This is a genomic window from Paraburkholderia sp. J94, assembly GCF_905220285.1.
GTDB lineage: Bacteria > Pseudomonadota > Gammaproteobacteria > Burkholderiales > Burkholderiaceae > Paraburkholderia > Paraburkholderia tropica_A.
Window position 1 is genome coordinate 384,937 of sequence record NZ_CAJMZH010000003.1, and the last position, 26,310, is coordinate 411,246.

Genomic DNA, 26,310 nt, shown 5'->3' on the forward strand with positions numbered 1-26,310 from the left:
CCGGCGCCAATATCGTTCGACGGCGCCGGCTTTCATTAAATTGTCATAAAAATATCAATTGTCCTGCGGGCATTGCAGATTACAACCATTCGGATCGCCGAGATCGCCCTTTTTACGCGCGGACGTCGGTTTGCCGTGCTGATATTTGGCGTCCGGCGCAGAAGCCGCGAACTGCATCTGCGGATGCGCGTTGAACTTGAACTCGTCGGCGAGAATGCCGCCCGGCACGCCCGGCGAGTTCTGCGCGAAGGCAACGTTGACGGTGGCGAACAGGACGCCCGCGGTGGCCGCGGCTGCACAAAGATTAAGCACAAATTTCATGGTCGATCGGCGCGGTCAACGCGCATCTGGAACGGGAAGAACCTATACGGTTTGAAAGTATCACAAAAAGCGCGGCACTCTGCAGCCGCGCCGGACAGACATGTTGCGTCGTATTACAGCGCCGCGACCGTCGCGGCGCCGCTGGACGCGCGTCCGAACCGATGTCCGAACTGACACCCGGACTGACGCCCCAGCTTGCGCCTCAACTCACGCCCGCCCAGCCTTCGTCAAGCGCCACGACGTCGCCGCAGGTGTCCGGGTCATAGCCTTCGAGCTGCGCCACCGCCTGCCGGAACTGCGCGCCGCGCAGCAGTTCGAGCACCGCCGCCAGCGGCTCGCGTTCGAGCTGCGCGCGCTCGCAGGCGAAGAAATAGTCTTCCTCGACGATCGGAATGAAGTCGAGGCCGAAGTGATGCGCGGCCGGCTCCACGCCGAAGCCCACGTCCGCCATCCCGCTCGCGACGAAAGCCGCGATCGCCGAGTGCGTGAGTTCCGACGAGGCATAACCGTTGACGCGCTCAGGATCGACGCCGATGCGCGTGAGCAGCAGATCGATCAGCATGCGCGTGCCCGAGCCCGGCTGCCGGTTCACGAAGCGGATGTCGCCGCGCGCGAGATCGGCGAGCCCCGCCACTTGCCGCGGATTGCCGCGCCCCACGAACAGCCCCTGCTTGCGGCGCGTGAGATGGATCAGCACATGGCGCTGCGGATCGAGCCAGCTGCGATAGGCGTCCGCGCACGCGTCGCGAAAATCGCCGCGCGGCAGATGGAAGCCCGCCAGATCGCATTCGCCACGCGCGAGCGCCGTGATGGCGTCGGCGCTATCGCGGTACTTGATCTCCACCGGCACCTGATCGGCGACCAGCGCCGTCACGAGTGTGGCCACCGCGTAGCCATGCGAAGCGTGAATGCGCAGATCCTGCGCGGCGGGCGCGAGCCAACGGTTGAGGTCGCTCGCCACTTCGCTCGCGAGCGCCTGCAGATTGCCCTGAAGACGCTCGCCGCACAGCCGCTGCGAACGCAGCACCGCTTCGCCGAGTTCGGACAGCACCGAGCCGCGTCCGCGCGCTTTCGCGATCAGCGCGCCGCCGAGGCGCTCCTCCACTTCGCGCAACAAACCCCACGCATGGCGATAGGACAAACCCTTACGCTGCGCGGCCTGCGCGATGCTGCCTTCTTCCGCAACGAGCGCGAGCAGCGGCACAACGTCCGTCAGGCTTGCCTCGCGGCCATCCGCGTCGCGCACGACCAGTTGCGCCTGGCACTCCACCTTGATCATTATGAAGTCTTCCTTCCTATTGCATCCGGCATTCTACGGGCCTATTGTTCGTCCATACAACGAGACAACCCCAGCATAGATGCACACTTTATGAATAACAAGTGCATATATGTGACAGGAGGAGCCCCACTTTGGACGAGACAACCCTGACCGCCGGGTCACAGGCCGCCGCATCCGATGCTCTGGTGCAGCGTCACGCACAACCCGGCCGCAACCTGCTTGCGATCCTGCATGCGATCCAGGACGAAACCGGCTTTGTACCGCCGGCCACCGTCGCGCCGCTCGCAAAAGCCCTGAATCTCTCACGCGCCGAAGTCCACGGCGTGATCACCTACTACCACCACTTCCGCACCGCGCCGCCCGCGCCCGTCACGGTTCAGCTGTGCCGCGCAGAAGCGTGCCGCAGCATGGGCAGCGAAGCGCTCGCACAGCACGTGGAAGCGCGCACGGGTTGCCGTTTCGGCGCGCAGCACGGTCATGGCGATGAACACGCGGGCCATGCACACGCTCACGAAGCCACGGGCGATGTCGCGCTGGAGTCGGTCTATTGCCTCGGCCAGTGCGCGCTCTCGCCCGCCATGATGATTAACGGCACGTTGCACGCAAAAGTAAGCCCGCAGAAGTTCGACGCGCTGCTCGCGAAGGCGCTGGCCGCCGTCGTGCGCACCGAGGAGGCCGCATGACGCGCATCTACGTTCCCCGCGATTCATCGGCGCTCGCGCTCGGCGCGGACGACATCGCCGCTTCCATCGAACGCGAAGCCGCCGCGCGCGGCATCCAAATCGAACTCGTGCGCAACGGCTCGCGCGGTCTGCTGTATCTCGAACCGCTCGTCGAAGTCGAAACGGCCGATGGCCGCGTCGGCTACGCGAACGTCGAGGAAGACGACATCGCCGCGCTGTTCGACGCGAACTTCCTGCAAGGCGGCCAGCACGCACGCGGCGTGGGCCTCGTCGAACAGATTCCGTATCTGCGCAAGCAGCAGCGCCTGACCTTCGCGCGCATCGGCATCACCGATCCGCTTTCGACCGACGACTACATCGCGCACGGCGGCCTCGAAGGCCTGCGCAACGCGCTCACGATGACGAGCGCCGACGCCTGCGAAGCGCTGGTCGAATCGGGACTGCGCGGACGCGGCGGCGCGGCCTTCCCCGCCGGCATCAAATGGCGCACGGTCGCGCAGGCGCAGGCCGATCAGAAGTACATCGTCTGCAATGCCGACGAAGGCGACTCGGGCACCTTCTCCGACCGCCTCGTGATGGAAAGCGACCCCTACGTGCTGATCGAAGGCATGACGATCGCGGGCCTCACCGTGGGCGCGACCATCGGTCATATCTACGTGCGCAGCGAGTATCCGCATTCGATCGCCGCGCTCGAAGAAGCGATCCGCCGCGCGCGCGTCGCGGGCTGGCTCGGCGACGACGTGCTCGGCAGCGGCAAGCGCTTCGATCTGTTCGTCGCCAAGGGCGCGGGCGCCTACGTGTGCGGCGAGGAAACGGCGCTGCTCGAATCGCTCGAAGGCAAGCGCGGCGTCGTGCGCGCGAAGCCGCCGCTGCCCGCGCTCGCCGGTCTCTACGGCAAGCCCACGGTCATCAACAATGTCATCACGCTCGCCACGGTGCCGATCATCTTCGCGAAGGGCGCGGCGTTCTACAAGGACTTCGGCATGGGCCGCTCGCGCGGCACGCTGCCGTTCCAGCTTGCGGGCAATATCGCGCGCGGCGGGCTCGTCGAACTCGCGTTCGGCGTAACGCTGCGCGAACTGATGGTCGACTACGGCGGCGGCACCGCCAGCGGCCGCCCGGCGCGCGCCGTGCAGGTCGGCGGCCCGCTCGGCACCTATCTGCCCGAGAGCCAGTGGGATATTCCGATGGACTACGAAGCGTATGCGGCGGTCGGCGCGGTCGTGGGCCACGGCGGTCTCGTCGTGCACGACGACACGTCGAATCTCGCCGATCTCGCGCAGTACGCGATGGAGTTCTGCACGCTCGAATCGTGCGGCAAGTGCACGCCGTGCCGCATCGGCTCGACGCGCGGCGTCGAGGTGATCGCGAAGATCCGCACGGGCGACACGTCCGAAAAGCAGGTCACGCTGCTGCGCGATCTGTGCGACACGATGGTGTCCGGCTCGCTCTGCGCGATGGGCGGCATGACGCCCTACCCCGTGCTCTCCGCGCTCAATCACTTCCCGGAAGACTTCGGTCTCGAACCCGTCGCGCAACAGAACGCGGCCGCCTGAACGAGGAACCACCATGTCCGACACGATCATGTCCCAAGCCGGTGGTTGCGGTTCCGGCAATTGCGCCTGCAAATCCGCGGCGATGAACAAGGCCAACGCACGCTCGCCCTTCGACGACACCGATTTCGGCACGCCGCTGCGCCACGCCGATGTCGACGTCACGCTCGAAATCGACGGCCAGTCCGTGACGGTTCCGGCGGGCACCTCGGTGATGCGCGCTTCCGTCGAAGCGGGCATCAACGTGCCCAAGCTCTGCGCGACCGACTCGCTCGAACCGTTCGGCTCGTGCCGTCTGTGTCTCGTCGAAATCGAAGGACGACGCGGCTATCCGGCTTCGTGCACGACGCCCGTCGAAGCGGGAATGAAGGTGCGCACGCAAACCGACCGCCTGCAAAAGCTGCGCCGCAACGTGATGGAGCTGTACATCTCCGATCACCCGCTCGACTGCCTCACCTGCCCCGCCAACGGCGACTGCGAACTGCAGGACATGGCGGGCGTGACGGGCCTGCGCGAAGTGCGCTACGGCTTCGACGGCGCAAATCACCTGAAGAACCAGAAGGACGAATCGAACCCGTACTTCACCTACGATCCGTCGAAGTGCATCGTCTGTAATCGCTGCGTGCGCGCCTGCGAAGAAACGCAAGGCACGTTCGCGCTGACGATCGCCGCGCGCGGTTTCGAATCGCGCGTCGCGGCCGGCGCGGGCGAGTCGTTCATGGATTCCGAATGCGTGTCGTGCGGCGCCTGCGTGGCTGCCTGCCCGACCGCGACGCTGCAGGAAAAGAGCGTGGTGATGCTCGGTCAGGCCGAACACTCGGTGGTGACGACCTGCGCGTATTGCGGCGTCGGCTGCTCGTTCAAGGCCGAGATGAAGGGCAACGAGGTCGTGCGCATGGTGCCGCACAAGAACGGCCAGGCGAACGAAGGCCATGCCTGCGTGAAGGGCCGTTTCGCGTGGGGCTATGCCACGCACAAGGACCGCATCAAGAAGCCGATGATTCGCGCGAAGATCACCGATCCGTGGCGCGAAGTGAGCTGGGAAGAAGCGATCGCTTATGCGGCCAGCGAGTTCCGCCGCATCCAGGCGAAGCATGGTCGCGATTCGATCGGCGGCATCACGTCCTCGCGCTGCACGAACGAAGAAACCTATCTCGTGCAGAAGCTCGTGCGCGCCGCGTTCGGCAACAACAACGTCGACACCTGCGCGCGCGTCTGCCACTCGCCCACCGGCTATGGCCTGAAAACCACGCTCGGCGAATCGGCGGGCACGCAGACCTTCGCCTCCGTCGATCACTCGGACGTCATCATGGTGATCGGCGCGAATCCGACCGACGGCCATCCGGTGTTCGGCTCGCGTCTGAAGCGGCGCGTGCGCCAGGGCGCGAAACTGATCGTCATCGATCCGCGCCGTATCGATATCGTCGATACCGCGCACGTGAAGGCCGAGCATCATCTGCAACTGCGCCCCGGCACCAACGTGGCGATGATCAACGCGCTCGCGCACACGATCGTCACCGAAGGGCTCGTGAACGAAGCCTTCGTGGCCGAGCGCTGCGAAACGCGCGCGTTCGAGCAATGGCGCGATTTCGTCGCGCTGCCCGAGAGCTCGCCGGAAGCGATGGAAGCGCTCACGGGCGTGCCCGCCGCGCTCGTGCGCGCCGCCGCGCGGCGCTATGCGCAGCCGGGCAATTCGGCGATCTATTACGGCCTCGGCGTCACGGAACACGCGCAGGGCTCGACGATGGTGATGGGCATCGCCAACCTCGCGATGGCCACGGGCAACATCGGCCGCGAAGGCGTGGGCGTGAATCCGCTGCGCGGCCAGAACAACGTGCAGGGTTCGTGCGACATGGGCTCGTTCCCGCACGAGCTGCCGGGCTATCGCCACGTGGGCGACGCCGAGACGCGCGCGCTGTTCGAGGACGCCTGGAACGTCGCGCTGCAAAGCGAGCCGGGCCTGCGCATTCCGAACATGTTCGAGGCGGCGCTCGACGGCACCTTCATGGGTCTCTACTGCCAGGGCGAGGACATCGTCCAGTCCGATCCGAACACGCAGCACGTGGCGGCGGCGCTCTCGTCGATGGAGTGCATCGTCGTGCAGGACATCTTCCTGAACGAGACGGCGAAGTACGCGCACGTGCTGCTGCCGGGTTCGTCGTTCCTCGAAAAGGACGGCACCTTCACGAACGCCGAGCGCCGCATCTCGCGCGTGCGCAAGGTCATGCCGCCGATCGCCGGTTACGCCGACTGGGAAGCGACGATCCTGCTCGCGCGCGCGCTGGGCTACGAGATGGGCTACACGCATCCGTCGCAGATCATGGATGAGATCGCGCGTCTCACGCCGACCTTCCACGGCGTCTCGTACAAACGGCTCGATGAAATGGGCAGCATCCAGTGGCCCTGCAACGAAGCGGCGCCGGACGGCACGCCGATCATGCACATCGACGCGTTCGTGCGCGGCAAGGGCAAGTTCGTGATCACGAAGTTCATCGCTTCGCCGGAAAAGGTCACGCGGCGCTTCCCGCTGCTGCTCACGACGGGCCGGATTCTGTCGCAGTACAACGTGGGCGCGCAGACGCGCCGCACCGACAACTCGCGCTGGCACGAAGAGGACCGGCTGGAGATCCATCCCGTCGACGCCGACGATCGCGGCATCCGCGAAGGCGACTGGGTGGGGATCGAATCGCGCGCGGGGCAGACCGTGCTGCGCGCGAAGGTCAGCACGCGCATGCAGCCGGGCGTGGTCTACACGACGTTCCACTTCCCCGAATCGGGCGCGAACGTCATCACCACGGACGCCTCGGACTGGGCCACCAACTGCCCCGAGTACAAGGTGACCGCGGTGCAGGTGAACCATGTGCAACAGCCGTCGGACTGGCAGCGCGAGTATTCGCGCTTCAACGAGACGCAGCTCGAATTGCACCGCTCGCGCGAACCGTTGACCACTTCGGGGAAATAAGCGATGAAAGCAGATCATCTGATCGAGATGGCGAACCAGATCGGCATGTTCTTCGATTCCTTGCCGGATCGCGAAGAAGCGCTGTTCGGGATTGCCGAGCACATCCGCAAGTTCTGGGAGCCGCGCATGCGCCGCACGCTGCTCGCGGCGCTCGACGGTCACGCGCAGGAAGAGGCGGGGTTCAGCGAGATCGTGTTCGCGGCGCTCTCGACGCATCGCGCGGCGCTGGCGCCTGCGGCTGCCTAGTTACGCTAACTATCTGTAGATAAGACGCCGCGCGGCCTCGACGGGCCGCGCGGCGTTTTCACGTTTACTCCGCAACCGGATGCGGCGACGATGCCGGCGAGAACCACGTCTCGCAATGCCGCAACAGCCCGTTGAGATCCGAATGCGGACGCCCACGCGCGCACAGATAGCCATCGGGCCGCACGAGATAGAACGCGGGCCGCGTGCGGCCATACGCATCGCCGAGCGAGGCCGCGCCGCCATCGACGGGCGGCGCTTCGCCCTCGGGCAGATCGGCGAGCCACCAGACGCGCACCGCGCGCGGCAGCACGCTTTCGACGGCTTCGGTGAACCGGCGCAAAGCCTCGACGCCGTTCTTCGCGTTCGCACCCGCGCTCGTGCCCTCGCCTTCGGCGATCGCATCCATCTCGCGCGCCACCTCGTCGTCGACGAGCAGAAACAGCGAGAAGCTCGCCGGATCGTGCAGATCGAAGATGCGCCCCTTGCCCGGCGCCTTGCCGAGCGGGCCGTCGACCACGCGCACCTGCGCATCGGGCGCGCGCTCGCCCGCGCGCGGACCGCCGTCGAGCACGCGTTCGAGCGTGAGCGGACTGCGCCGGTACTGAATCGACAACTCGCTGACCGCCTGGCGCGCCGCGTCGCGCAGCGGGCCGAGCGCGACCAGCGCCGGCATCACGCGCTCGCGCAGCAGCTTGAGCGGACCGTGATCGGCTTCGACGAGCTGCGTCATGAAGCTTGTCTGCTGCAAGACGATGCGCTCGATCGGATAGCGTTCGGCGTGATACGTGTCGAGCAGCCGATCAGGCGCGCCGCCGAGCGCGCGCGCGAGCTTCCAGCCCAGATTGAAGGCTTCCTGGATACCCGTGTTCATGCCCTGCGCGCCCGCCGGGCTGTGCACGTGCGCCGCGTCGCCCGCGAAGAACACGCGCTCCATGCGTAGCTGCCGCACCATGCGGCTGTTGACGTGAAAGTACGACGACCAGCTCATCTCGCTGATCGACACCGGATGATGCACGCGATGCTGCACGACCGCGCGGCACTCCTCGAGTGTGGGCACCGGCATCGCGCCTTCGGGCGCGGCGGGCAGCATCGTCTTGTGATCGGCGATCAGGCGATAGCGGCCATGGCCGTACGGAAAGATCGCGGCCAGCCCGTCGCCCGAGGCGAAGATGTGGAATTCGTCGTCAGACCACGGCGTGCTCGCGCTGAAGTCGGCGAGCAGGAACGACTGCGCGAGCGTCTCGCCGTCGAACTTCATGTTCAGTTGATGGCGCACCGTGCTGTGCGCGCCGTCCGCGGCGATCAGATACGCGCAGCGCAGCGCCTCGTTGCGGCCGTCGGCGCGGCGCACGTCGGCGCTCACGCCCGCCGAGCCCTGCACGAATTCGATCAGCTCCACGCCGCGCTCGATCTGCACGCCGAAGGTGGCGAGCTGCGCGGCGAGGATGCGCTCGGTTTCGGTCTGATCGATGAACAACAGATACGGATAGCGCGTGAACAGCGGATCGAAGTCGAGCCGCGCGCGGCGCTGGCCGTTCGAATAGAGATTGGCGACGTGGGCGCGATGGCCGCGTTCGAGAAACGGCTCGACGATGCGATGCTGCTCGAACAGTTCGAGTGTGCGCGCCTGAATGCCGATGGCGCGCGAATAACGTCCGGGCGTGTGCGCGCGATCGATCACGCGGACCGGAATGCGCGCGCGGGCAAGACTCAGCGCGGCGGCGAGACCCGTAGGCCCCGCGCCGACGATGAGCACGGACGGCTGGGAGAAAGCCTCGGTCATGCAGACCTCCATGCGGTCGACATGACTCGTAGTGTACGCCCGCAACCCGCTTGTCCGGCTGGCGCCGGCAGGTTCAGCGTGTCCTGCCACGCATGGCGCATCGGCGACCGCGTATCGACGTAACGACTTAAAAGCTCAGCGATGGATCTGTGTCGCGCCGTCGAGCGAGCAACGATGCGCGCTGGTGCCGAGATCGACTTGCAGCGTCACATGCGTCATGCGAAAGCGCTCGCCGAGCGAGCTGACGATCGCATCGAGCACCGCGTCGCCGGGATGGCCCGCGGGCATCACGAGATGCGCGGTCAGCGCGGTGCCGGTGGTCGAGAGCGCCCAGACATGCAAATCGTGCACGTCGGTCACGCCTTGCTGCTCTGCGAGAAAGACGCGAATACGCTCGATGTCGACGCCTTGCGGCACCGCCGCGAGCGCGAGCCGCACCGACTCGCGCAGCAGGCCCCACGTGCCGTAGACGATCACACCCACGACCGCGATGCTCATCGCCGGATCGACCCAGTTCCAGCCGGTCGCGAGGATCACGAGGCCGCTCACGGCGACGGCGGCGGACACGGCGGCGTCGGCGGCCATGTGCAGGAACGCGCCGCGAATGTTCAGATCGTCGGCCTGGCCGCGCATGAACAGCCACGCCGAAAAGCCGTTGACCACGATGCAGAGCGTCGCGACCACGAAGACGTCGAAGCCCGCGACGCTCGCCGGATGCAGGAGCCGCCCCACCGCTTCGGCGAGAATCGCGCCGCAGGCCACGAGCAGCAACGCGGCGTTGGCAAGCGAGGCGAGGATCGACGAGCTGCCGTAGCCGAACGTGAAGCGCGCCGACGGACGGCGCGTGGCGAGCCAGGCGGCGCCCCAGGCGAGCAGCAGGCCGAGCACGTCAGAGAGATTGTGGCCCGCGTCGGCGAGCAGCGCGGTCGAATGCGCGATCACGCCGTACACCGCCTGCGCGATCACGATGACGAGGTTCAGCGCGACGGCCAGCGCGAACGCGCGGTGATGGCCCGGGGCGGGCGCGTGGTGGTGGCTGTGGTTGTGGCCGTGGCCGTCGTGATCGGCGTGATCGGCTTGCTGGGCGTCGTGCCGGTGGTGATCGTGCGCATCGCCGTGATCGTGCGGATGCTCGTGCGCGGCAGTCATCGTCCATGCTCCTGCCCGGCCGAGACCGGTTCGGCCACATGCGCGAGCATGCCCGCCAGCATCGCACCGATATGCGCGTCGGCGGCGGCGTAGAAGACCTGCTTGCCCTCGCGCTCGGCCCGCACGATGCGCGCCGCGCGCAAGCGCCGCAGATGATGGCTGACGAGCGATGGCGAGAGTCCGAGCGCGTCGGCGATCGCGCCCACGGCGCGGCGTCCCGCCACGCAGAGCAGCACGATCTTCAGGCGCGTCGGGTCACCCAGCAGGCGGAACAAATCGGCGAGCGGCGCGACCCGCTCGTCGGTGGAAAATTCGGTGGAAAATTCGGTGGAAAATTCGCCGCGAAATTCGCCGCGAAATTCGGCGGAAAACGTCGGCATGGTCAGGATCCGCAACATATGAACCGTCATTCATACGTTAGGCGCGATGCGATAAAACCGCAACGTTACCTTTCAACTTCGCGGTAGCCTCCCCCGAGTGTGGGAAAATGGCGGGTTCGTTTTCTATACGTCTCGCCACTGGTTCATGGAACAGGTCTTTGTCCGCGCGTACGCCGCACATCGCGACGGCCGGCTGGCTGATGCCGAGCGCGGTTACCGCGCGACGCTCGCCGCCGATCCCGTGCACGTCGATGCGCTGCATCTGCTCGGCGTGCTGCGGCATCAACAGGGCCAGCACGCCGAAGCGGCGGACCTCGTTCGCCGCGCGGTCGAGCTGCGTCCCGAAGACGCCGCGCTCCAGCTGAACCTGGGCAACGCGCTCAAGGCGCTCGGCGAGCTGGAGGGCGCGATCGAGCGCTTTCGCAACGCGCTCACGCTCGCGCCCGCCTTCGCGCTCGCGCACTACAACCTCGGCAACGCCTACGCGTCGATCGGCCGCCACGAGGACGCGATGTACGCGTTCGGCCACGCCGTGCGCCTGCAGCCCGGCGACGCCTCATCGCACAACAACCTCGGCAACGCGCTGCACGCGCTCGGCCGCCACGCCGAAGCCGCCGAAGCCTTCCGCCGCGCGCTCAAGATCCGCCCCGGCCACGCGGGCGCGCACAACAACCTCGGCATGGCGCTGAACGCGCTCGGCGACAGCGCGGGCGCGGTCGAGCACTTTCAGAAGGCGCTGCGGCGCGAGCCGCGCTTCGTCGCGGCGCACTTCAATCTGGCGAATACGCTCGACGCCACCGGCTACCACGCCCAGGCCGTCGCCGGATTCGAGGCGGCGCTGGCTTTGCAGCCGCAGTTCCCGCCCGCGCTGTTCGGCCTCGGCAATGCGCTCGCCGCGCAGGGGCGTTACGCCGAAGCGATCGGTCCCTATGAACGCGCGATCGGCTTCGATCCGAAGTTCGCACTCGCCTGGCTCGCGCTCGGCAACGCGCATCACGCGCTCGGCCGCCACGCCGCCGCCCTGCGCGCCTTCGACGAAGCGCTGCGCGTGCGCCCGGAACTGGCCGCCGCGCACCTGAACCGCGCGCTGACCTGGCTCACGCTCGGCGACTTCCGGCGCGGCTTGCCCGAATACGAATGGCGGCTCGATCCGGCTTTTCGCGACGAAGCGGCCGCGCGCGGGACGCCCGTCGCGTTGTCCGCGGATGCCCTGCCCGGCGCGCTGCCGCGCTGGTGCGGCGAGCCGCTCGCGGGCCGCACGCTGCTGATCCAGGCCGAGCAAGGTTTCGGGGACACGCTCCAGTTCGTGCGCTTCGCGCCCCAGATCGCGGCGCGCGCGCAGCAAAGCGGCGCGCGCGTCGTGCTCGAAGTGCAGGCGCCGCTGATTCCGCTGATCGCGCCCGCCGCCGAAGCCGCGCGCGTCGCGCTGATCCCGCAAGGCGCGCCGCGCGCCAGCATCGACGCCGACCTGCACATTCCGCTGCTGTCGCTGCCGCTCGCGCTCGGCACCACGCCCGACACGCTGCCCGCCGCCCCGTCGTATCTGAGCGTGCCCGCCGCGTATCGGCGCAAATGGCGCGGCTCGCTCGGCGGCCAGGCGCGGCGCAAGATCGGCCTCGCCTGGTCGGGCCGGATCCAGAAGCAGGAAAACCGCGCGCTGCCGCTCGCCGCGCTCGATCCGCTGTTCGCGCTCGACGGCATCGACTGGATCGTGCTGCAACCGGATCTGAGCGCCGCCGAACACGCCGCGCTCGACGCCCATCCGCGCGCGCGCACGATCCATCGGCTCGGCGACAAGCTCGACGATTTCGCCGACACCGCCGCCGTGATCGAACGCCTCGACGCCGTCGTCTCCATCGACACGTCGATCGCCCACCTCGCGGGCGCGCTGGGCGCGAAGCTCTGGCTTATGCTGCCGTTCGCCGCCGACTGGCGCTGGTTCACGGGCACCGACACGAGCCCGTGGTATCCGCGCGCGCGCCTCGTGCGCCAGCCGCGCCCCGGCGACTGGGACGCCGTGGTCGCGAGCGTCGCGCACGCGTTGCGCGAAGGCTGACGCAGGTATCGCGGCCCGCGCCGCGCAGGCAATAAAAAACCCCGCATTTGCGGGGTTTTTTATGCGTGCAGCAAGGACGTCAAGCAACGCGATGCGTCAAACGGCCTTGTACTGATTGCGCGCCGCCGACGTGCGATAGAGCACGAGCGTCGCGATCAAACCGCAAATGCCAGCGACGCCCATCCACGCGCCCGGCGCGGCCTTGTTGCCGCTCACGTGAATCAGGTAGGTCGAGATCGCGGGCGTGAAGCCGCCGATCGTCGTCGCGAGACTGTAGGCGAGCGAGAAACCGGCCGTGCGCACATCGGCGGGCATGATTTCGGTCAGCGCCACGACCATCGCGCCGTTGTAGCAGCCGAACAGGAACGAGAGCCACAACTCGACCGTCAGCAGGCGGCCGAACGACGGATCGGCGACCAGCCATTGCACGGCCGGATACGAGGTGAGGATGGTCAGCACGGTGAAGGTCAGCAGCACCGGACGGCGGCCGACGCGGTCCGAAATCGCGCCCGAAACCGGCAGCCAGAACAGATTCGACAAGCCGATGCAGACCGTGACGACGAGCGTATCGAGTTCGCCGAGCTTGAGCACTTCCTTGCCGAACGTCGGCGTATAGGCGGTGATCATGTAGAACGACACCGTCGTCATGATGACCATGCCCATGCCGCCGAGCACGATGCCCCAGTTCTGCATCATCGACGCCATGATTTCGCGGATCGACGGACGATGCTTCTTCTTCGCGAACTCCTCGGTTTCCTGCAGCGAGCGGCGGATGAAGAACAGGAACGGCACGATGCAGCAGCCGATGATGAACGGCACGCGCCAGCCCCACGCCGTCATGTCCTCGACCGGCAGGATGCGATGCAGCAGCACGCCGAGCAGCGCCGCGAACACCACGGCCACTTGCTGGCTGCCCGACTGCCACGCCACGTAAAAGCCCTTGTTGCCCTTCGTCGCGATCTCGGAGAGATAGACCGAGACCCCGCCCAGTTCCACGCCCGCCGAGAAACCTTGCAGCAGACGCCCGAGCAGCACGAGCACGGGCGCGAGGAATCCGATCGTCGCGTAGCCGGGCACGACCGCGACCGCGAGCGTGCCGAGCGCCATCAGACCGAGCGTCAGAATCAGACCCTTGCGGCGGCCATGATGGTCGATGTACGCGCCGAGGATGATCGCGCCGAGCGGCCGCACCAGAAAGCCCGCGCCGAACACGGACAGCGAGAGCATCAGGGAGGCGAAGGCGTCGTTGCTGGGGAAGTAGGTCCGGGCGATCGCCGAAGCGTAATAGCCGTAGACCATGAAGTCGTACATTTCCAGGAAGTTGCCGCTCGTCACGCGGAAAACGGTCCTGAATTTCGATTCGCTCGATACGGCGTGGGACGCGGTAGACATGACGTTCTCGTAGAGAGACAGCCGGACGGCGGCCCGGCAACGACCTGGCGACAACCTGGTAACGATGGGCGCCGATGCGCACGCGCCGACGGGCGCTCCGCCGACGGGCGCTCATTATCCGGCTGGCCCGGACGAGCATATATCGGGGAAAACCTCACAACCCACACGCAACGTGCGCCAACGTCTCGCATTTATTTCTAAAACCATTCAATTATTTCATTACGCTTTCGCTTCATGCGCTTTGAAGGCGGCACGCGCTGGCCTATCGTGCACAATAGTGGACCGATGCGGCGGAGCGATGCTGAGCGCACGCCTGCACAGCGCTTGCGCCCGCTCCGATCGCCGCCGCCCGTCCCACGCCGCCCGTACTTGCCGCCGACACCTCGCATGCCCATCGCCGCTCCCCTGATCCTGCGCCCGGCCACCGCCGCCGATGCCGACCTGCTCGCTGCCATGCACGCCGCCAGTTGGCAAGCGACGTATCGCGGCCTGCTGCCCGCCGCCTTTCTCGACCGGGAGGTGGGCGCCGAGCGCGCCGCGTACTGGCGCGCGCGCATGGAAGCGCCCGGCGCGGAACGCCGGCTCGTGCTGATCGCCGAACTCGAAGCCGACTCGAACAGCGAGACCCAAGCCGATGACGCGGTCCGCACGCCTGCGGGATTCGTCTGCGTCGAGCGCCAGCCCGAATCGCCGTGGGGCGTGCTGCTCGACAATCTGCACGCGCTGCCGGCGCACCAGGGCATCGGCGTGGGCAAGACGCTCATGGAGGCGGCGCAGCGCTGGGCCCGCGGACAAGGCGAATCGCAGCTCTATCTGTATGTGCTCGACGGCAACGCGCCCGCGATCGCGTTCTACGAACGCCAGGGCTGGGAATACTCGGGCGCCGAACCCGACCACATGGGCGGCGTCGACATCACGGCGCTGCGCTACGTCTATCGGCTCGACGCGCGCAAATAAGCGGCGCGCTGGTCACGGCCTGGTGGGGTCGTGGTGGGGTCAGCTTCGTTTTTTCAGACCTATCCGATAGACCATCGGTAGCCTCGCTCGCATGATTAAGAATCCATTTCTATAATCCGGCGCGCGTTGGCCAGCTCAATGGCCAGCTAGTCGTGCGCGCTTCGTCCATCAGGGCATGCCTCACCCGCCTTGCCGATGCAGCGAGAGACTCATGTCAACTTATCCGTTAGTTCAAGTCGAAGGCGCACTGGCCCTGCCCCACATGCGCCCCCTCGACCGCGTCCCGCCGCCGTTCGGCCGCGAGTGGGCGTTGATCCCGCCGCACTTCAGCCTGCGCACCGAACTTCATGCGCTGTACGCCGCCCTGCTGCGCACGGTCTGCCTGAGCGCCGAAGCGTTCCGCAAAGTCTGCCGCTGGGAGTCCGGGCGCCGCACACGGTCCGAAACGCCGCGCCCGGCCGCTGCGCCCGTCGGCGCGAAGCTGGATGTCGCGCAGGCGCAGCGGGCGGCAGCCGCGTCGTTGCAGCGCAAGGCGGCGGGTGCGTCGGCGGCTTCGGCGTCGATGGCGGCAGACAGCGCGCCCGTCGAGCGCACGCCGCCGCGCAATCACAAGCTCACGGCCAGCGCGGTCGGCATCGGCGGCGCGGCGCTGCTTGCGTGGATCGTCGCCAGTCATGTGCAGGTCGGAGAAAGCAAACGCACGCCCGAGGCGGCGTCCAAAGCACCGGTCAACCAGGACGCTTCGGCGTCGCAACGTCTGGCCGAAGCGCGCGCGTCGCATGATCTGAGCTATTCGGGCAGCGTCGTTGCGAGTGCACCGCACATCGCGCGCGGCGGCACGCCGGCGACCGACGCCGCAGCCACGAGCACCCCGCGCAAACCGGTGGGAACGGGTGTGGCGATCGGGGCCACCGTGGTGGCGCAACAGCCCAACGCGGCTGCGACTACGGCAGCAACTTCCGCGGCAATCCCGGCAGCAACCTCAGCGGCAGCAACCTCAGCGGCGGCTCGATCCGCCCTGCCCGCCAACGTGAAGCCCGCTGAATCGGCCACGCCTGCCGCGGCCCTTCGCACGCCCAAGGCCGCGCCCCTGAGCGTCGAACGTCACGACTACGCGGCGGCCGCCAACCCGAACACCCCGATGCGCGCCACGCTCGCGCCCAAGGCCGAGCCCGCCAGCCGCGCAGCCATCAAGGCGAAGGCGCGTCACGCATCGGCCGCGTCAAGCGAAACGCGCGAAACCCGCACGCAAACCGCACGCGGCAACACCAGCCGCCACGCGGCGCACGAGTTCGCGCCGCAGCACAGCGCACCGCTCGCCGTGACACGCCGCGCGCATGGCGCGTACTCGACCGCCGAAATGTATTCCCCGCGCCAGCACAGCGTCGAGGCAGCCGACGACTACGCATCGGTGACCACGTACGCCGTGACGCACGCCGCGCCGCAATCGGCCAGCCGCGCATCGACATCGGCGGACGGTACGGAATGGGTCAACCACGTTTCGCAGCGCCGTGTGACCGAAGTCCCGGACCGCTTCTCGAAATAAGCGCGGGACCTGCGCCACGGTTCAGGCGCCCCAACAAAAAGCCCGGCAATCTGCCGGGCTTTTTTCTTCCTGCCGCCTTCGCGCGACCAACGGCTATCGCCGCGATCCCGGCAAGCCCAATTCCGTCTCGCGCTGCAACTGATCCACCTGATTCTGCAACGTGCGCAACTGCGTTTGCGCCTGCACCTTCTGCGCGTTGAGCGAGCGCGCGTCGACCTGCATCTGACGCTGATAATCGTCCACGCGCGCCTGCTGCGTGCGTGCCACGTCGAGGTCGGCCTGCAAGCGGCGCGCGCGATCTTCGTTGATGGCGATCACACGCTCGATGAACGCCTTCTGCGCCTCAAGTTGCGTGCGGCGGATTTCCACGTCCGAAAGCCGCTGCGTCTGCTGCGCGAAGTTCCCATAGATCGCTTCCGCGCGAGTTTCGTCCTGCGAACGGATCACGCGCCAGAAATGCTTGTCCTGGAACAGCACGATGTAATACGTCATCTCCGGCGGATAGAAAAACAGGCTCGCGCCGTAGCTGGCGTTGTAGGTCGTGCGCATTTCGACGAGTTGCTGATCGTGGATCAGCTGCATCAGCGTGGCGACGTCGCCCTGCGTGGCGCCCACCGTTGCCTGATCGTCGACGATGCCCGCGGCCGGCAGTGCGTCGACGGGCTGCGGGGTCAGGCTGTCGAGCGACGGACGGCTGCCGGCGACCGGCACGGCTTCGCTCGCGGGCGCGCCGGCCCACGCGGCCGCACCATGCTGCATCGACAGAATGGCTGCGGCAGCCAGCAAGGCGCGGCGCACGGGAAGGGTTTGCTTCATGACTGCCTGTTCCGTTGTGGATTCCTCGTAACCGCTTATTATCGCCGCCCGAAAATCTCAAAAACGGCATTAAATTCGGATAACCGAAGAATCCATCCGACGCTTATCTGAAATCACTGACCCCGTTGCAGGAATCGCGGTCCGCTGACCGGCAAGAAAAAAGGGGCGAACATCTCGCCCCTTTTTTGCTGGATCGCGCGGCGTGCACCGGCCCGCGCGTCAAGACCTGCGGATCAGAACCGTGTCTCGCGCGCCGCCCGCAGGAACGCATCGAGCAGCGGCGTGCAGTCGAGCAGCTCCGCGCCGCCCGCGCGATGGAACTCGGGGTGCCACTGCACGCCCACCACGAACGGCGAACGGCGATAGCGCACCGCTTCGATCAGCCCGTCGCCGGCCGACACGGCCTCGACCGTGAGATCGCGGCCCAGCGAGCGCACCGCCTGGTGATGGATCGAGTTCACGACGGCCTCGCGGCGGCCCGGGAACATGCTCGCCAGCGACGAGCCCTCGGGGAACGTGATCGCGTGCCGATGCTGATCGTAGTGCTCGCTCACGTGCACGCCCGCAGTCGGCACGTCGGTGGCGATGTCCTGGTACAGCGTGCCGCCGAACGCCACATTGATCAGCTGGCAGCCGCGGCACACGCCGAGCACCGGCTTGCCCGACTCGATGAACTCGTGCAGCAGTTCCAGTTCGTACATGTCGCGCACGCGGTCGCCGGGCCACTCCGGGCGTGCGGCGGTTTCGGCGTAGGTCTGCGGCGAGACGTCGGCGCCGCCTTGCAGCAGCAGGCCGTCGAGATGCTTCGCGTAATCGCGCAGACGAATATTGCTCGGATGCAGCATGCCCTGATGGCCGACCGTCGGAATCATGAAGACGATCACGTCGCGCGACATGACCCAGTGCGCGATCGATTCCTCCAGATATTGCAGCGTCTTGCCGCGCAAACCCTGCGCGCCCGGCTCGGGGTGAAAGATGCGCGCCGACACGCCGATGCGCAGCGTGCGCTGGGTGATGCGCTGCCCGGCGCGGTCGAAAATCTGCCGCGCGCGCGCCGCGATGATGCGCCCAAGCACCGACCACGCCGAATCGCTCGGCCGCAGATAGCGCGGCGGATCGGGCGGCAGCGCGCCCGGCGGCGGCGGATTCTGCGCGCTGAAATCGGGTGCCTGGCCAAAGCCCGCGGGCGCGGCGCCGGGCCGCGCGCCGGCAGCCTGCGGCTCAGGCGCGGCGGGCGGTTCGGCAGGCGTCTTCGCGGCGGCGTCCGCCGCGCTCTGCGCGCCCGTTGGCGCGGGCGCCTGACGGCCGGCGTCGGCGGTTTCCTCGATGTGCACCTTCGGCACGTTCGCCGACGGCTTGCGCGACGCGGCCACCTCGGCTTCCTGACGCGCCACCGCGCGCGCCGCAGACTCGCGCGCCTCGGCCGCCTGCTCGGCGTGGGTGGGCTGCGCGGGCTGGCCGCCGCCCGGTTCTTCGTCGGCGCCGCCGCCCGAACTGTCCGCGCCGGAGACGTCGGACGTCACCGACGACGCGCTCGCGGGCGCATCGGTCGACGCGCGTCGCGCGGCTTCATCGGCAGGACTGGGGGGAGCAGAACCCGTGGCGGAACCAGCGGGCGTCGAAGCAGGAGGAGCGGATGCGCCAGGCTCGGAGGACTGGGCGGGACGGCCAGCGCCGTCGGGAACCTCGGGGTGGTCGGTCTTGTTATCGCTCATGACGTGGGGACGGGCGCGCCGCGCGCGCGAACGAATGAACAGGCCTCCGATTATGCGTCGCACCGCAGGCCGTTGCCACCCCAATGCACAATTGCTCACATTCCGTGACACTGCGCGCGGCACGGCGCACCGCCCCGCAAGCGCCATGCCGCCCCGACGGCCCCGACGCATGCGGGCATCACGCGTGCAATACGCGTGTCATACGCGGCGTCAGCGCGCCGTCACAACGGTCACGAATCCTGGCGCTCGTCGAACGTCTCGCGCAGCGCGATCTGCATGCTCGCGTGGATCTTCACGCACCAGCGCCACAGCAGCATCGTCAGCACCGCCGCGCAAACGAGCACGCCGATCAGGAAGCCCGTCGGCGGCAGAATCGTGCCCGAGAGCGCGGCCACCAGCACGAACACGCCGATCATCGACACGGCCGGCACCAGTTCCGCGATCGCGTGGCGCAGCGCGCGCGTGAAGCGCCCCGCCTTCTCCGGCTGCACGCTCACCTCGGCGAGCAGCAGCGCGAGCGACTGCGTCTTGCGCCACACGGCGACGAGGAACGGCATCGCGAGCACGAGCGCCGCGCTCCACAGCACGACGCGCTGGATGCGCTCGTCGGGCACCCAGCTCGCGATCAGCGGCGCGGCGTAACGCGCGCCATACGACATGCCGATGAAAATCGCCGACACCAATGCGAGATTCACCGCGATCTGCAGCACGATGCGCCGCGTGAGCGAAAAGAGCGTCGGCCCGTTGGAGCGCGGCATCAGCGCGCGCAGCCACTGGCTGTACAGGCCGAACACGTTGGAGACGGCGGGCGGCATGGCGCGCGCGAGGCGCTGCGAAAGCGGATCGGCGACGCGGATCAGATACGGCGTGGTCAGCGTCGTAATCGCCGACACCGTCACCGCGATCGGATAGAGAAAGCCGCTCGTGACCTTCAGCGTCAGGCCGAGCGAGGCGATGATGAACGAGAACTCGCCGATCTGCGACACCGTCATGCCCACGCGCATCGCCGTGCGGCCGTCGCGGCCCGCGAGGAAGGTGCCCAGTCCGCACGACACCAGCTTGCCGAACACCACGGCGAGCGAGATCACGGCGATCGGCCACGCGTAGTCGACCAGCACGAGCGGATTGAGCATCAGCCCGATCGTCACGAAGAAGATCGCCGAGAACGCGTCGCGCAGCGGCGCGACCAGATGCTCGATACGCTCCAGATGCCGCGACTCGGCCATCACCGCGCCGATCAGGAACGCGCCGAGCGCGATCGAATAATCGAGCTTCACGACCAGCAGGCAGAAGGCGAAACAGAAGCCGAGCACGGAGACGAGCAGCATCTCGTCGCTGCCCACGCGCGCCACGTAGCCGAGCACGCGCGGCACGATCAGGATGCCCGCCAGCAGCGAAACCAGCATGAACAGCAGCAGCTTGCCGAGCGTGATCAGCGCGATGCCGGGCGACAGCTCGCCGGTCTGCGCGATGCCGCCGAGCAGCACCAGCATGGCGATGCCCAGAATGTCCTCGACGATCAGAATGCCGAACACGAGCTGCGCGAACGGTTCGCGCTTCACGCCCAGATCGGCGAGCGCCTTGACGATGATGGTGGTCGACGAAATCGCCAGGATCGCGCCGAGAAACAGCGAATCCATCGCGGCCCAGCCGAACGCGCGGCCGATCTCGTAACCGAGCCAGAGCATCACGACGATTTCGGAGATGGCCGCGACGATGGCCGTCGCGCCGACCTGAAAGAGCTTGCGCAGGCTGAATTCGAGCCCGAGCGAAAACATCAGGAACACCACGCCGAGTTCGCCCATCGTCTGGATGGTCTGCTCGTCGTGGATCAGCTGAAACGGCGGCGTGTACGGCCCGATGATCACGCCCGCCGCGATATAGCCGAGCACGACCGGCTGCTTCAGGCGATGAAACAGCACGGTGACGATCCCCGCGATCGCCATCACCACTGCCAGATCCTGAATGAAGCCGATTCCTTGATGCATGTACGATATTCCTTACAAAACGCTGTCTGATGCCTGAATGTTACCCGATGATCGCCGTCGGCCAAATCGTCGCAATCGAAAAAAGCACGGCCTACAATGATGTGTCCCTGGCGGCGCGGGCCGCGCACCCCCGATGCCCGCTCCGGGCCGCCTTGCCGCCGCGCTGCCGCGCCACTCCACCGCTGCTTAACGAACCGCCATCGAGCCGCCTCTCGCCATGACCGCTTCCGCTGCTTCCCCCGCTTCCGCTTCCCCGTTCGCGCCGTTCCCGCCGCTCGCCCAGCTGGCCGCCGATCTGGCCGCGGGCCGCACCACGAGCCGCGCGCTCGCCGAAACCGCGCTCGCGCGCATCGCCGATCCGGCCGGACAGGGCGCGACCGTGTTCACGCACGTCGACGCCGAACGCGTGCGCGCCGCCGCCGACGCGCACGACCGCCTGCGCGCGTCGGGCACGGTGCTCTCGCCGCTCGCGGGCATTCCGGTGTCGGTGAAGGATCTGTTCGACGTGCAGGGCGAAGTCACGCGCGCGGGCTCCACGGCGCTCGCCGGCGCGGCGCCCGCCGAGGCCGACGCGCCCGTGGTCGCGCGCCTGCGCCGCGCGGGCGCGCTGCTGATCGGCCGCACCAATATGAGCGAGTTCGCGTTTTCCGGGCTCGGCCTCAATCCGCATTACGGCACGCCGCTCTCGCCGTACCACCGCGACGTGAAGGGCGACGAGCGCGTCTCGGGCGGCTCGTCCTCGGGCGCGGCGGCTTCGGTCGCCGACGGCATGGCCGCCGTCGCGCTCGGCACCGACACCGGCGGCTCGCTGCGCATTCCCGCCGCGTTTTGCGGCTTGACCGGCTTCAAGCCCACCGCCGCACGCATTCCGCGCAGCGGCGGCGTGCCGCTCTCGACCACGCTCGACTCGTTCGGCCCGATCGGCAACAGCGTCGCGTGCTGCGCGCTGGTCGACCGCCTGCTCGCCGGCCTCGCGCCGGTCGTGCCGGGCGCGCGCCATCTGGAAGGCGTGCGCATCGGCGTGCTGACGAACTACGTGACCGACGACGTCGATCCCGCCATCGCCGAAAGCCTCGACACGGCGCTCAAGCATCTCGACGCCGCGGGCGCGATCGTCAACGAGGTGCGCTTCGCGCCGTTCGAGCAGTTCGCGCAGATCAACCGCATCGGCTTGTCGTCGATGGAAGCGTACGCGTGGCATCGCGAGCTGATCGCGCAGCATCGCGGCGAGTACGACGCGCGCGTGCTCGCGCGCATCCTGAAGGGCGAGGCGGCGACCGCCGCCGACTACATCGACCTGATCGCCGCGCGCGCGGCCGTGATGGAGCAGGCGCAGGCCACGCTGTGGTCGCGCTTCGACGCCGTGATCGCGCCGACCGTGCCGATCGCGCCGCCCGCCGTCGCCCCGCTCGCCGCCGACGCCGACTTCTTCGCGCGCATTAATGCGCTGGTGCTGCGCAATCCGAGCGCCTTCAATTTCCTCGACGCCTGCGCGCTGTCGCTGCCGATCCATCATCCAGGCGACGCACCCGTGGGCCTGATGCTGGCCGCCGCGCCCTACGCCGACGACGCGCTGCTCGCCATCGGCCGCGGCGTGGAAGCGGTGCTCGCGCCGCTGCGCTGAAATTACGGGCGCAGGCGGCGGCTGATCGGGAGACTGATCGGGAGACTGATCGGGAGACTGATCGGAGAACTGCTCGGGAGACTTAGCCGACGCTAAAACAGTCGCGGATCGTCACGCGCGTCGAATCGCGCAACGTTCCGCGACAAGCCGCTTCCTCGCGCGGCGCAACCTTCGCGCTAGAATCCCGACACGCCGTCGCCGCCGCGCCCGTCGCGCGCGCTGCGCCACTCACCCGAAGAAAAACGCCACATGAACGACGATAACGCGCTGTTGCGCCGCGAACGCGGCCTGCTGGTCCTGCTTGGTCTGATCTGCCTCGCGCTGCTGGCCGGCGCAATCTACATGCAGTACGTGAAGCATCAGGACCCGTGTCCGCTGTGCATTCTCACGCGCTATTTCACGCTGCTGATCGCCGTGTTCGCGTTCCTCGGCGCGCGCCTGACGAGCTGGCGCGGGGTGCGCGTGCTCGAAACGCTCATCGTGCTGTCGGCGGCGGGCGGCATGGTGGCCTCCGCGCGTCTCGCGTGGGTGCAGGCCTTCCCGAGCTTCAGCTGCGGTTTCGACACGCTGCAACCGATCGTCGACGCCCTGCCGCCCGCGCACTGGCTGCCCGGCATCTTCAAGGTGCAGGGCCTGTGCGAAACCACCTACGCGCCGATTCTCGGCCTGACGCTGCCGCAGTGGTCGCTCGTCGCGTTCGCCGTGATCTTCCTCGCGGTGCTCGCGAGCCTGTGGCGCAACCGCCGCCGCCAGGTGTCGTGGCCCGGCATCCGTCGCTGATTCCGCACCACACCGCTCGACGTCTCCCGCTTCACGCCGCGCCGCCCGCCCTGGGCGGCGCGTTCGTTTACCTCCCTGGTTTCGCGCTGGGCGGCTCAAAGGGCCGCATCGACATGCGCCGCACATGCCCGCCGGCTGATAGCCCCCATCATGCGCAGGGAATACTTTCCTGCCGCTGTCAGTGCTAAATTCGAGACTGGATGGCGATCTACGTGCGCGAGGCCGATCAAGGCTCGTCGGGTTTCTGCGTAACGCGCGCCTGATCCGCAATGTCTCCTGGGCTTCACATGACAACGCACACCATCCGACTCTTCCGCGATTCGTCCGCACCCCGCCCGTCCTTTCCGGTTGGGCGCGGCCGCGCCCCGCATTCGCTCCCGCCTGCGATGGCCGATCACCTCGCCACGCCGCTTCCGCATACCCGGTTTCGTCATCTCGATGCGCGCGTTCCGCGAGCGTCGGTCCACTGCCGCGCACCCGGCGCCATGACGATGCGTCGTCGCGAACCCCTCGGGTTCTGGCATGCTCGAACCCTTGAGCGCGCGGCAGCGGCAAGCCGCGCGCGACGCCATGACGATCCACCGGCCGCGCGCCCGGCGCGCCGCCCCGCAGTTTTGTAGGAGATGCACCCGATGCAAGCCTGGCTCACCGATCTGCAGCAATTGCTCGCGCATGGCGACGCCGCCGTGCTCGTGACCGTCGCGCGCGTGGAAGGCTCGGCGCCGCGCGAGGCCGGCACGAAGATGATCGTCACGCGCGAGGCCGCGCGGCACACGATCGGCGGCGGCCATCTGGAATGGAAGGCCATCGAGATCGCCCGCCAGGTGCTGCGCGACGGCATGCGCACGCCGCACGCGCGCCGTCTGGAACGCCTCGCGCTCGGCCCGAGCCTCGGCCAGTGCTGCGGCGGCGCGGTCGTGCTCGCCTTCGAGCGCCTCGACGTGGCCGACCTCGGCTGGCTCGCCACGCTCGCGCGCCGGCTCGGCGCGGGCGCATCGACCGTTCGTAGCGTATCATTCCGCTCCTCGCGGAATGGCGAGCCCGCCACGGCATCGGCCAGCCTGGACGCCAGCGTCGACGCCGTCATGCTGTCCGAGCCGGAGCCGGGCGCGCAAACGCCCGACTGCCTGCTCTGGGACACCCGTTCGGCCTCGCCCGGCGAAGGCACGATCCTGCTCACCGAGACCATCGCGCCGAACGACTTTCCCGTCGTGCTGTTCGGCGCGGGCCACGTGGGCGCGGCGCTCGTGCGCGTGCTCGGCACGCTGCCCTGCCGCGTGCGCTGGGTCGACGCGCGCGACGCGGCGTTTCCCTCGCCGGAAGCGTTCGCGGCGCTGGGCGCGCCGAACGTCGTCATCGACGCCAGCGACGCGCCCGACGAAGCCGTCGACGCCGCGCCGCCCGGCACCAGCTTCATCGTGATGACGCACGATCATGCGCACGACCTCGATCTCGCCGAACGCATCCTGCGGCGCGGCGACTTCGTGTTCTTCGGCATGATCGGCTCGCACGCGAAGCGCAAGCAGTTCGAGCACCGGCTGGCCGCGCGCGGCATCGACCCGTCGCAGATCGCGCGCATGAACTGCCCGCTCGGCGTGGACGGCATCGTCGACAAGTCGCCCGAGGTCATCGCCATTTCGGCCGCCGCGCAGTTGCTGCAGGCGATCGAGGCCGCCTCGGCGCCCGTGCGCGCGACGGCCGCCATGCCCCATTCCGCGTGATGTCACCTATTGAACGAACAGAATCGACCGACCACACCATGACGATCACGACCCACGCTAATCCGCTCGTCCAGAAGGCCTTCGGCGCGCCCAAGGCCGAGCTGCACATCCATATCGAAGGCTCGCTCGAACCCGAGCTGATCTTCGCGCTCGCGCAGCGCAACAACGTGACGCTCGCCTACGAGTCGATCGAGGCGCTGCGCGCGGCCTACGCGTTCACCGACCTGCAGTCGTTTCTCGACATCTACTACGCGGGCGCGAGCGTGCTGCTGCACGAGCAGGACTTCTACGACATGACGATGGCGTACTGCGAGCGCGCGCTCGCCGATAACGTCACGCACACCGAAATTTTCTTCGATCCGCAGACGCACACCGAACGCGGCGTGTCGATCGACACGGTAGTCGCGGGCATCGACCGCGCACTCGCCGACGCCGAAAAGCGCGGCCTCACGAGCAAGCTGATCCTGTGCTTCCTGCGCCATCTGAGCGAAGCCGACGCACTCGCCACGTGGGACGCCGCGCTGCCGCTGTTCGACCGCTATCCGCGCATGATCGGCGTGGGCCTCGATTCGTCGGAGCGCGGCCATCCGCCTTCGAAGTTCGAGCGCGTGTTCGAGAAGGCGCGCGCGAAGGGCCTGAAGCTCGTCGCGCACGCGGGCGAGGAAGGCCCGCCCGCCTACATCTACGAAGCGCTCGATCTGCTCAAGGTCGACCGCGTCGATCACGGCGTGCGCAGCATCGAGGACCCGGCGCTCGTCACGCGTCTGGCCGACACGCGCGTGGCGCTCACGGTCTGCCCGCTCTCGAACACCAAGCTCTGCGTGTTCGACGACATGACGCAGCACACGCTCAAGCAGCTGCTCGACAAAGGCGTCGCGGTCACCGTCAATTCGGACGATCCGGCCTACTTCGGCGGCTACGTGAACGAGAACTACAGCGCGATCATCGACGCGCTGAAGCTCGACGATCAGGAGGTGTACACGATCCTGCGCAACGGCTTCGAGGCGTCGTTCGTGACGCCCGAGGAGCGTGCCGCGCTGATCGCGAAGCTCGACGCTTACTGGCCGGCGAACTAAGCCGGAGCGAAAGCGGCGAGCGCTGCGTGCCACAGCAGGCCGCAGCAGGCCGATGCGGCCCGGACAGTGCCCATGACGCACGAAGTACGACTCAGGGAACGGCGCACGCGCGCCGCGCCCGGGGCGCTGTCGCGCCTGGATGGATCGACGCCCGCGTGTTCGCCTCGATTGAAGCGATGCCGGGCCGACTCTCGCGCGCCGCGTTTTCAGGAGCGGCGCGCCCGATGCGCGCCAATGCGATGACGAAGCGCGCACGCTTCCTGCTGACGAATACCTGAATTTT

At 67.9% G+C, this 26,310-nt stretch carries 20 protein-coding genes; 11 read left to right on the top strand and 9 right to left on the bottom strand.

Annotated elements, in window-relative coordinates; translation table 11 throughout:
* Positions 1-54 precede the first annotated feature (54 nt).
* Both U4Y88_RS08005 and U4Y88_RS08010 read right to left on the bottom strand, forming a co-directional pair.
* On the bottom strand, positions 55-321 hold the full coding sequence (locus U4Y88_RS08005; RefSeq protein WP_224012211.1) for a hypothetical protein: 267 nt from the start codon (positions 319-321) through the stop codon (positions 55-57).
* 202 nt (positions 322-523) lie between these two features.
* Positions 524-1,600, bottom strand: coding sequence for a substrate-binding domain-containing protein (locus U4Y88_RS08010; protein WP_321783269.1), 1,077 nt, complete (start codon positions 1,598-1,600; stop codon positions 524-526).
* 131 nt (positions 1,601-1,731) lie between these two features.
* On the opposite strand from U4Y88_RS08010, the gene U4Y88_RS08015 reads away from it, so the two are divergent.
* From U4Y88_RS08015 to U4Y88_RS08030, 4 genes are read left to right on the top strand one after another with little or no spacing between them, the layout of a single operon-like run.
* The gene (locus U4Y88_RS08015; RefSeq protein WP_310631447.1) at positions 1,732-2,283 is read left to right on the top strand and encodes an NAD(P)H-dependent oxidoreductase subunit E; all 552 of its coding nucleotides are present in this window, start codon (positions 1,732-1,734) and stop codon (positions 2,281-2,283) included.
* Complete coding sequence (locus U4Y88_RS08020; RefSeq protein WP_321783271.1) at positions 2,280-3,839, top strand: formate dehydrogenase beta subunit; 1,560 nt, start codon at positions 2,280-2,282, stop codon at positions 3,837-3,839. Before U4Y88_RS08015 ends, U4Y88_RS08020 begins: the two co-directional genes overlap by 4 nt.
* A gap of 13 nt (positions 3,840-3,852) precedes the next feature.
* Positions 3,853-6,798, top strand: coding sequence for a formate dehydrogenase subunit alpha (gene fdhF, locus U4Y88_RS08025; RefSeq protein ID WP_321783273.1), 2,946 nt, complete (start codon positions 3,853-3,855; stop codon positions 6,796-6,798).
* Between the two features lie 3 nt (positions 6,799-6,801).
* Positions 6,802-7,044 carry a formate dehydrogenase subunit delta gene (locus U4Y88_RS08030; RefSeq protein ID WP_224012206.1) on the top strand — a complete coding sequence of 81 codons (243 nt, stop codon included), beginning with the start codon at positions 6,802-6,804 and terminating at the stop codon, positions 7,042-7,044.
* Between the two features lie 64 nt (positions 7,045-7,108).
* Here U4Y88_RS08030 and U4Y88_RS08035 read toward each other — a convergent pair whose 3' ends face one another.
* From U4Y88_RS08035 to U4Y88_RS08045, 3 genes are all read right to left on the bottom strand, one after another.
* Positions 7,109-8,827 (bottom strand): FAD-dependent monooxygenase, encoded by a 1,719-nt coding sequence (locus tag U4Y88_RS08035; RefSeq protein ID WP_310631450.1) that lies wholly within the window; start codon positions 8,825-8,827, stop codon positions 7,109-7,111.
* Between the two features lie 135 nt (positions 8,828-8,962).
* Positions 8,963-9,976: a cation diffusion facilitator family transporter gene (locus U4Y88_RS08040; RefSeq protein WP_321783275.1), complete on the bottom strand. Its 1,014-nt coding sequence runs from the start codon at positions 9,974-9,976 to the stop codon at positions 8,963-8,965.
* On the bottom strand, positions 9,973-10,356 hold the full coding sequence (locus U4Y88_RS08045) for a metalloregulator ArsR/SmtB family transcription factor (protein WP_321783277.1): 384 nt from the start codon (positions 10,354-10,356) through the stop codon (positions 9,973-9,975). The genes U4Y88_RS08040 and U4Y88_RS08045 overlap by 4 nt, the downstream gene beginning before the upstream one ends.
* Positions 10,357-10,501: 145 nt before the next feature.
* Here U4Y88_RS08045 and U4Y88_RS08050 point away from each other — a divergent pair, with 145 nt between their 5' ends.
* Complete coding sequence (locus tag U4Y88_RS08050; protein ID WP_310631452.1) at positions 10,502-12,412, top strand: tetratricopeptide repeat protein; 1,911 nt, start codon at positions 10,502-10,504, stop codon at positions 12,410-12,412.
* Positions 12,413-12,508: 96 nt separating this feature from the next.
* Here the strand turns inward: U4Y88_RS08050 and U4Y88_RS08055 are convergent, their stop codons facing one another.
* Complete coding sequence (locus U4Y88_RS08055; RefSeq protein WP_310631453.1) at positions 12,509-13,804, bottom strand: MFS transporter; 1,296 nt, start codon at positions 13,802-13,804, stop codon at positions 12,509-12,511.
* Between the two features lie 387 nt (positions 13,805-14,191).
* Between U4Y88_RS08055 and U4Y88_RS08060 the strand changes: the two genes are divergently transcribed.
* The gene (locus U4Y88_RS08060; RefSeq protein ID WP_321783279.1) at positions 14,192-14,761 is read left to right on the top strand and encodes a GNAT family N-acetyltransferase; all 570 of its coding nucleotides are present in this window, start codon (positions 14,192-14,194) and stop codon (positions 14,759-14,761) included.
* 262 nt (positions 14,762-15,023) lie between these two features.
* Positions 15,024-16,307 (top strand): hypothetical protein, encoded by a 1,284-nt coding sequence (locus U4Y88_RS08065; protein ID WP_321783281.1) that lies wholly within the window; start codon positions 15,024-15,026, stop codon positions 16,305-16,307.
* Positions 16,308-16,400: 93 nt separating this feature from the next.
* On the opposite strand, the gene U4Y88_RS08070 is transcribed toward U4Y88_RS08065, so the two are convergent.
* From U4Y88_RS08070 to U4Y88_RS08080, 3 genes are all read right to left on the bottom strand, one after another.
* Positions 16,401-17,123: a DUF2968 domain-containing protein gene (locus U4Y88_RS08070; protein WP_321783283.1), complete on the bottom strand. Its 723-nt coding sequence runs from the start codon at positions 17,121-17,123 to the stop codon at positions 16,401-16,403.
* A gap of 233 nt (positions 17,124-17,356) precedes the next feature.
* The gene (locus U4Y88_RS08075) at positions 17,357-18,838 is read right to left on the bottom strand and encodes a gamma-glutamyl-gamma-aminobutyrate hydrolase family protein (RefSeq protein ID WP_321783285.1); all 1,482 of its coding nucleotides are present in this window, start codon (positions 18,836-18,838) and stop codon (positions 17,357-17,359) included.
* 230 nt (positions 18,839-19,068) lie between these two features.
* Complete coding sequence (locus U4Y88_RS08080) at positions 19,069-20,826, bottom strand: cation:proton antiporter (protein WP_224011423.1); 1,758 nt, start codon at positions 20,824-20,826, stop codon at positions 19,069-19,071.
* A gap of 217 nt (positions 20,827-21,043) precedes the next feature.
* Between U4Y88_RS08080 and U4Y88_RS08085 the strand changes: the two genes are divergently transcribed.
* The 4 genes from U4Y88_RS08085 (at position 21,044) to U4Y88_RS08100 (ending at position 26,027) form a co-directional block, all read left to right on the top strand.
* A complete protein-coding gene (locus tag U4Y88_RS08085) occupies positions 21,044-22,450 on the top strand; it encodes an amidase (protein ID WP_321783286.1) in 1,407 nt (468 codons plus the stop codon).
* A 249-nt stretch (positions 22,451-22,699) separates the two neighbouring features.
* Positions 22,700-23,230: a disulfide bond formation protein B gene (locus tag U4Y88_RS08090; RefSeq protein WP_321783288.1), complete on the top strand. Its 531-nt coding sequence runs from the start codon at positions 22,700-22,702 to the stop codon at positions 23,228-23,230.
* A 632-nt stretch (positions 23,231-23,862) separates the two neighbouring features.
* On the top strand, positions 23,863-24,951 hold the full coding sequence (gene xdhC, locus U4Y88_RS08095; RefSeq protein WP_321783290.1) for a xanthine dehydrogenase accessory protein XdhC: 1,089 nt from the start codon (positions 23,863-23,865) through the stop codon (positions 24,949-24,951).
* A 38-nt stretch (positions 24,952-24,989) separates the two neighbouring features.
* Positions 24,990-26,027 (top strand): adenosine deaminase, encoded by a 1,038-nt coding sequence (locus U4Y88_RS08100; protein ID WP_321783292.1) that lies wholly within the window; start codon positions 24,990-24,992, stop codon positions 26,025-26,027.
* Positions 26,028-26,310 lie beyond the last annotated feature (283 nt).

Bases quoted from the DNA above. Each gene is read 5' to 3' on its own strand.
- U4Y88_RS08005 (WP_224012211.1), bottom strand. From the start codon at position 321: ATGAAATTTGTGCTTAATCTTTGTGCAGCCGCGGCCACCGCGGGCGTC.
- U4Y88_RS08010 (WP_321783269.1), bottom strand. From the start codon at position 1,600: ATGATCAAGGTGGAGTGCCAGGCGCAACTGGTCGTGCGCGACGCGGAT.
- U4Y88_RS08020 (WP_321783271.1), top strand. From the start codon at position 2,280: ATGACGCGCATCTACGTTCCCCGCGATTCATCGGCGCTCGCGCTCGGC.
- fdhF (WP_321783273.1), top strand. From the start codon at position 3,853: ATGTCCGACACGATCATGTCCCAAGCCGGTGGTTGCGGTTCCGGCAAT.
- U4Y88_RS08030 (WP_224012206.1), top strand. From the start codon at position 6,802: ATGAAAGCAGATCATCTGATCGAGATGGCGAACCAGATCGGCATGTTC.
- U4Y88_RS08035 (WP_310631450.1), bottom strand. From the start codon at position 8,827: ATGACCGAGGCTTTCTCCCAGCCGTCCGTGCTCATCGTCGGCGCGGGG.
- U4Y88_RS08040 (WP_321783275.1), bottom strand. From the start codon at position 9,976: ATGACTGCCGCGCACGAGCATCCGCACGATCACGGCGATGCGCACGAT.
- U4Y88_RS08045 (WP_321783277.1), bottom strand. From the start codon at position 10,356: ATGCCGACGTTTTCCGCCGAATTTCGCGGCGAATTTCGCGGCGAATTT.
- U4Y88_RS08050 (WP_310631452.1), top strand. From the start codon at position 10,502: ATGGAACAGGTCTTTGTCCGCGCGTACGCCGCACATCGCGACGGCCGG.
- U4Y88_RS08055 (WP_310631453.1), bottom strand. From the start codon at position 13,804: ATGTCTACCGCGTCCCACGCCGTATCGAGCGAATCGAAATTCAGGACC.
- U4Y88_RS08060 (WP_321783279.1), top strand. From the start codon at position 14,192: ATGCCCATCGCCGCTCCCCTGATCCTGCGCCCGGCCACCGCCGCCGAT.
- U4Y88_RS08065 (WP_321783281.1), top strand. From the start codon at position 15,024: ATGCGCCCCCTCGACCGCGTCCCGCCGCCGTTCGGCCGCGAGTGGGCG.
- U4Y88_RS08070 (WP_321783283.1), bottom strand. From the start codon at position 17,123: ATGAAGCAAACCCTTCCCGTGCGCCGCGCCTTGCTGGCTGCCGCAGCC.
- U4Y88_RS08075 (WP_321783285.1), bottom strand. From the start codon at position 18,838: ATGAGCGATAACAAGACCGACCACCCCGAGGTTCCCGACGGCGCTGGC.
- U4Y88_RS08080 (WP_224011423.1), bottom strand. From the start codon at position 20,826: ATGCATCAAGGAATCGGCTTCATTCAGGATCTGGCAGTGGTGATGGCG.
- U4Y88_RS08085 (WP_321783286.1), top strand. From the start codon at position 21,044: ATGACCGCTTCCGCTGCTTCCCCCGCTTCCGCTTCCCCGTTCGCGCCG.
- U4Y88_RS08090 (WP_321783288.1), top strand. From the start codon at position 22,700: ATGAACGACGATAACGCGCTGTTGCGCCGCGAACGCGGCCTGCTGGTC.
- xdhC (WP_321783290.1), top strand. From the start codon at position 23,863: ATGCAAGCCTGGCTCACCGATCTGCAGCAATTGCTCGCGCATGGCGAC.
- U4Y88_RS08100 (WP_321783292.1), top strand. From the start codon at position 24,990: ATGACGATCACGACCCACGCTAATCCGCTCGTCCAGAAGGCCTTCGGC.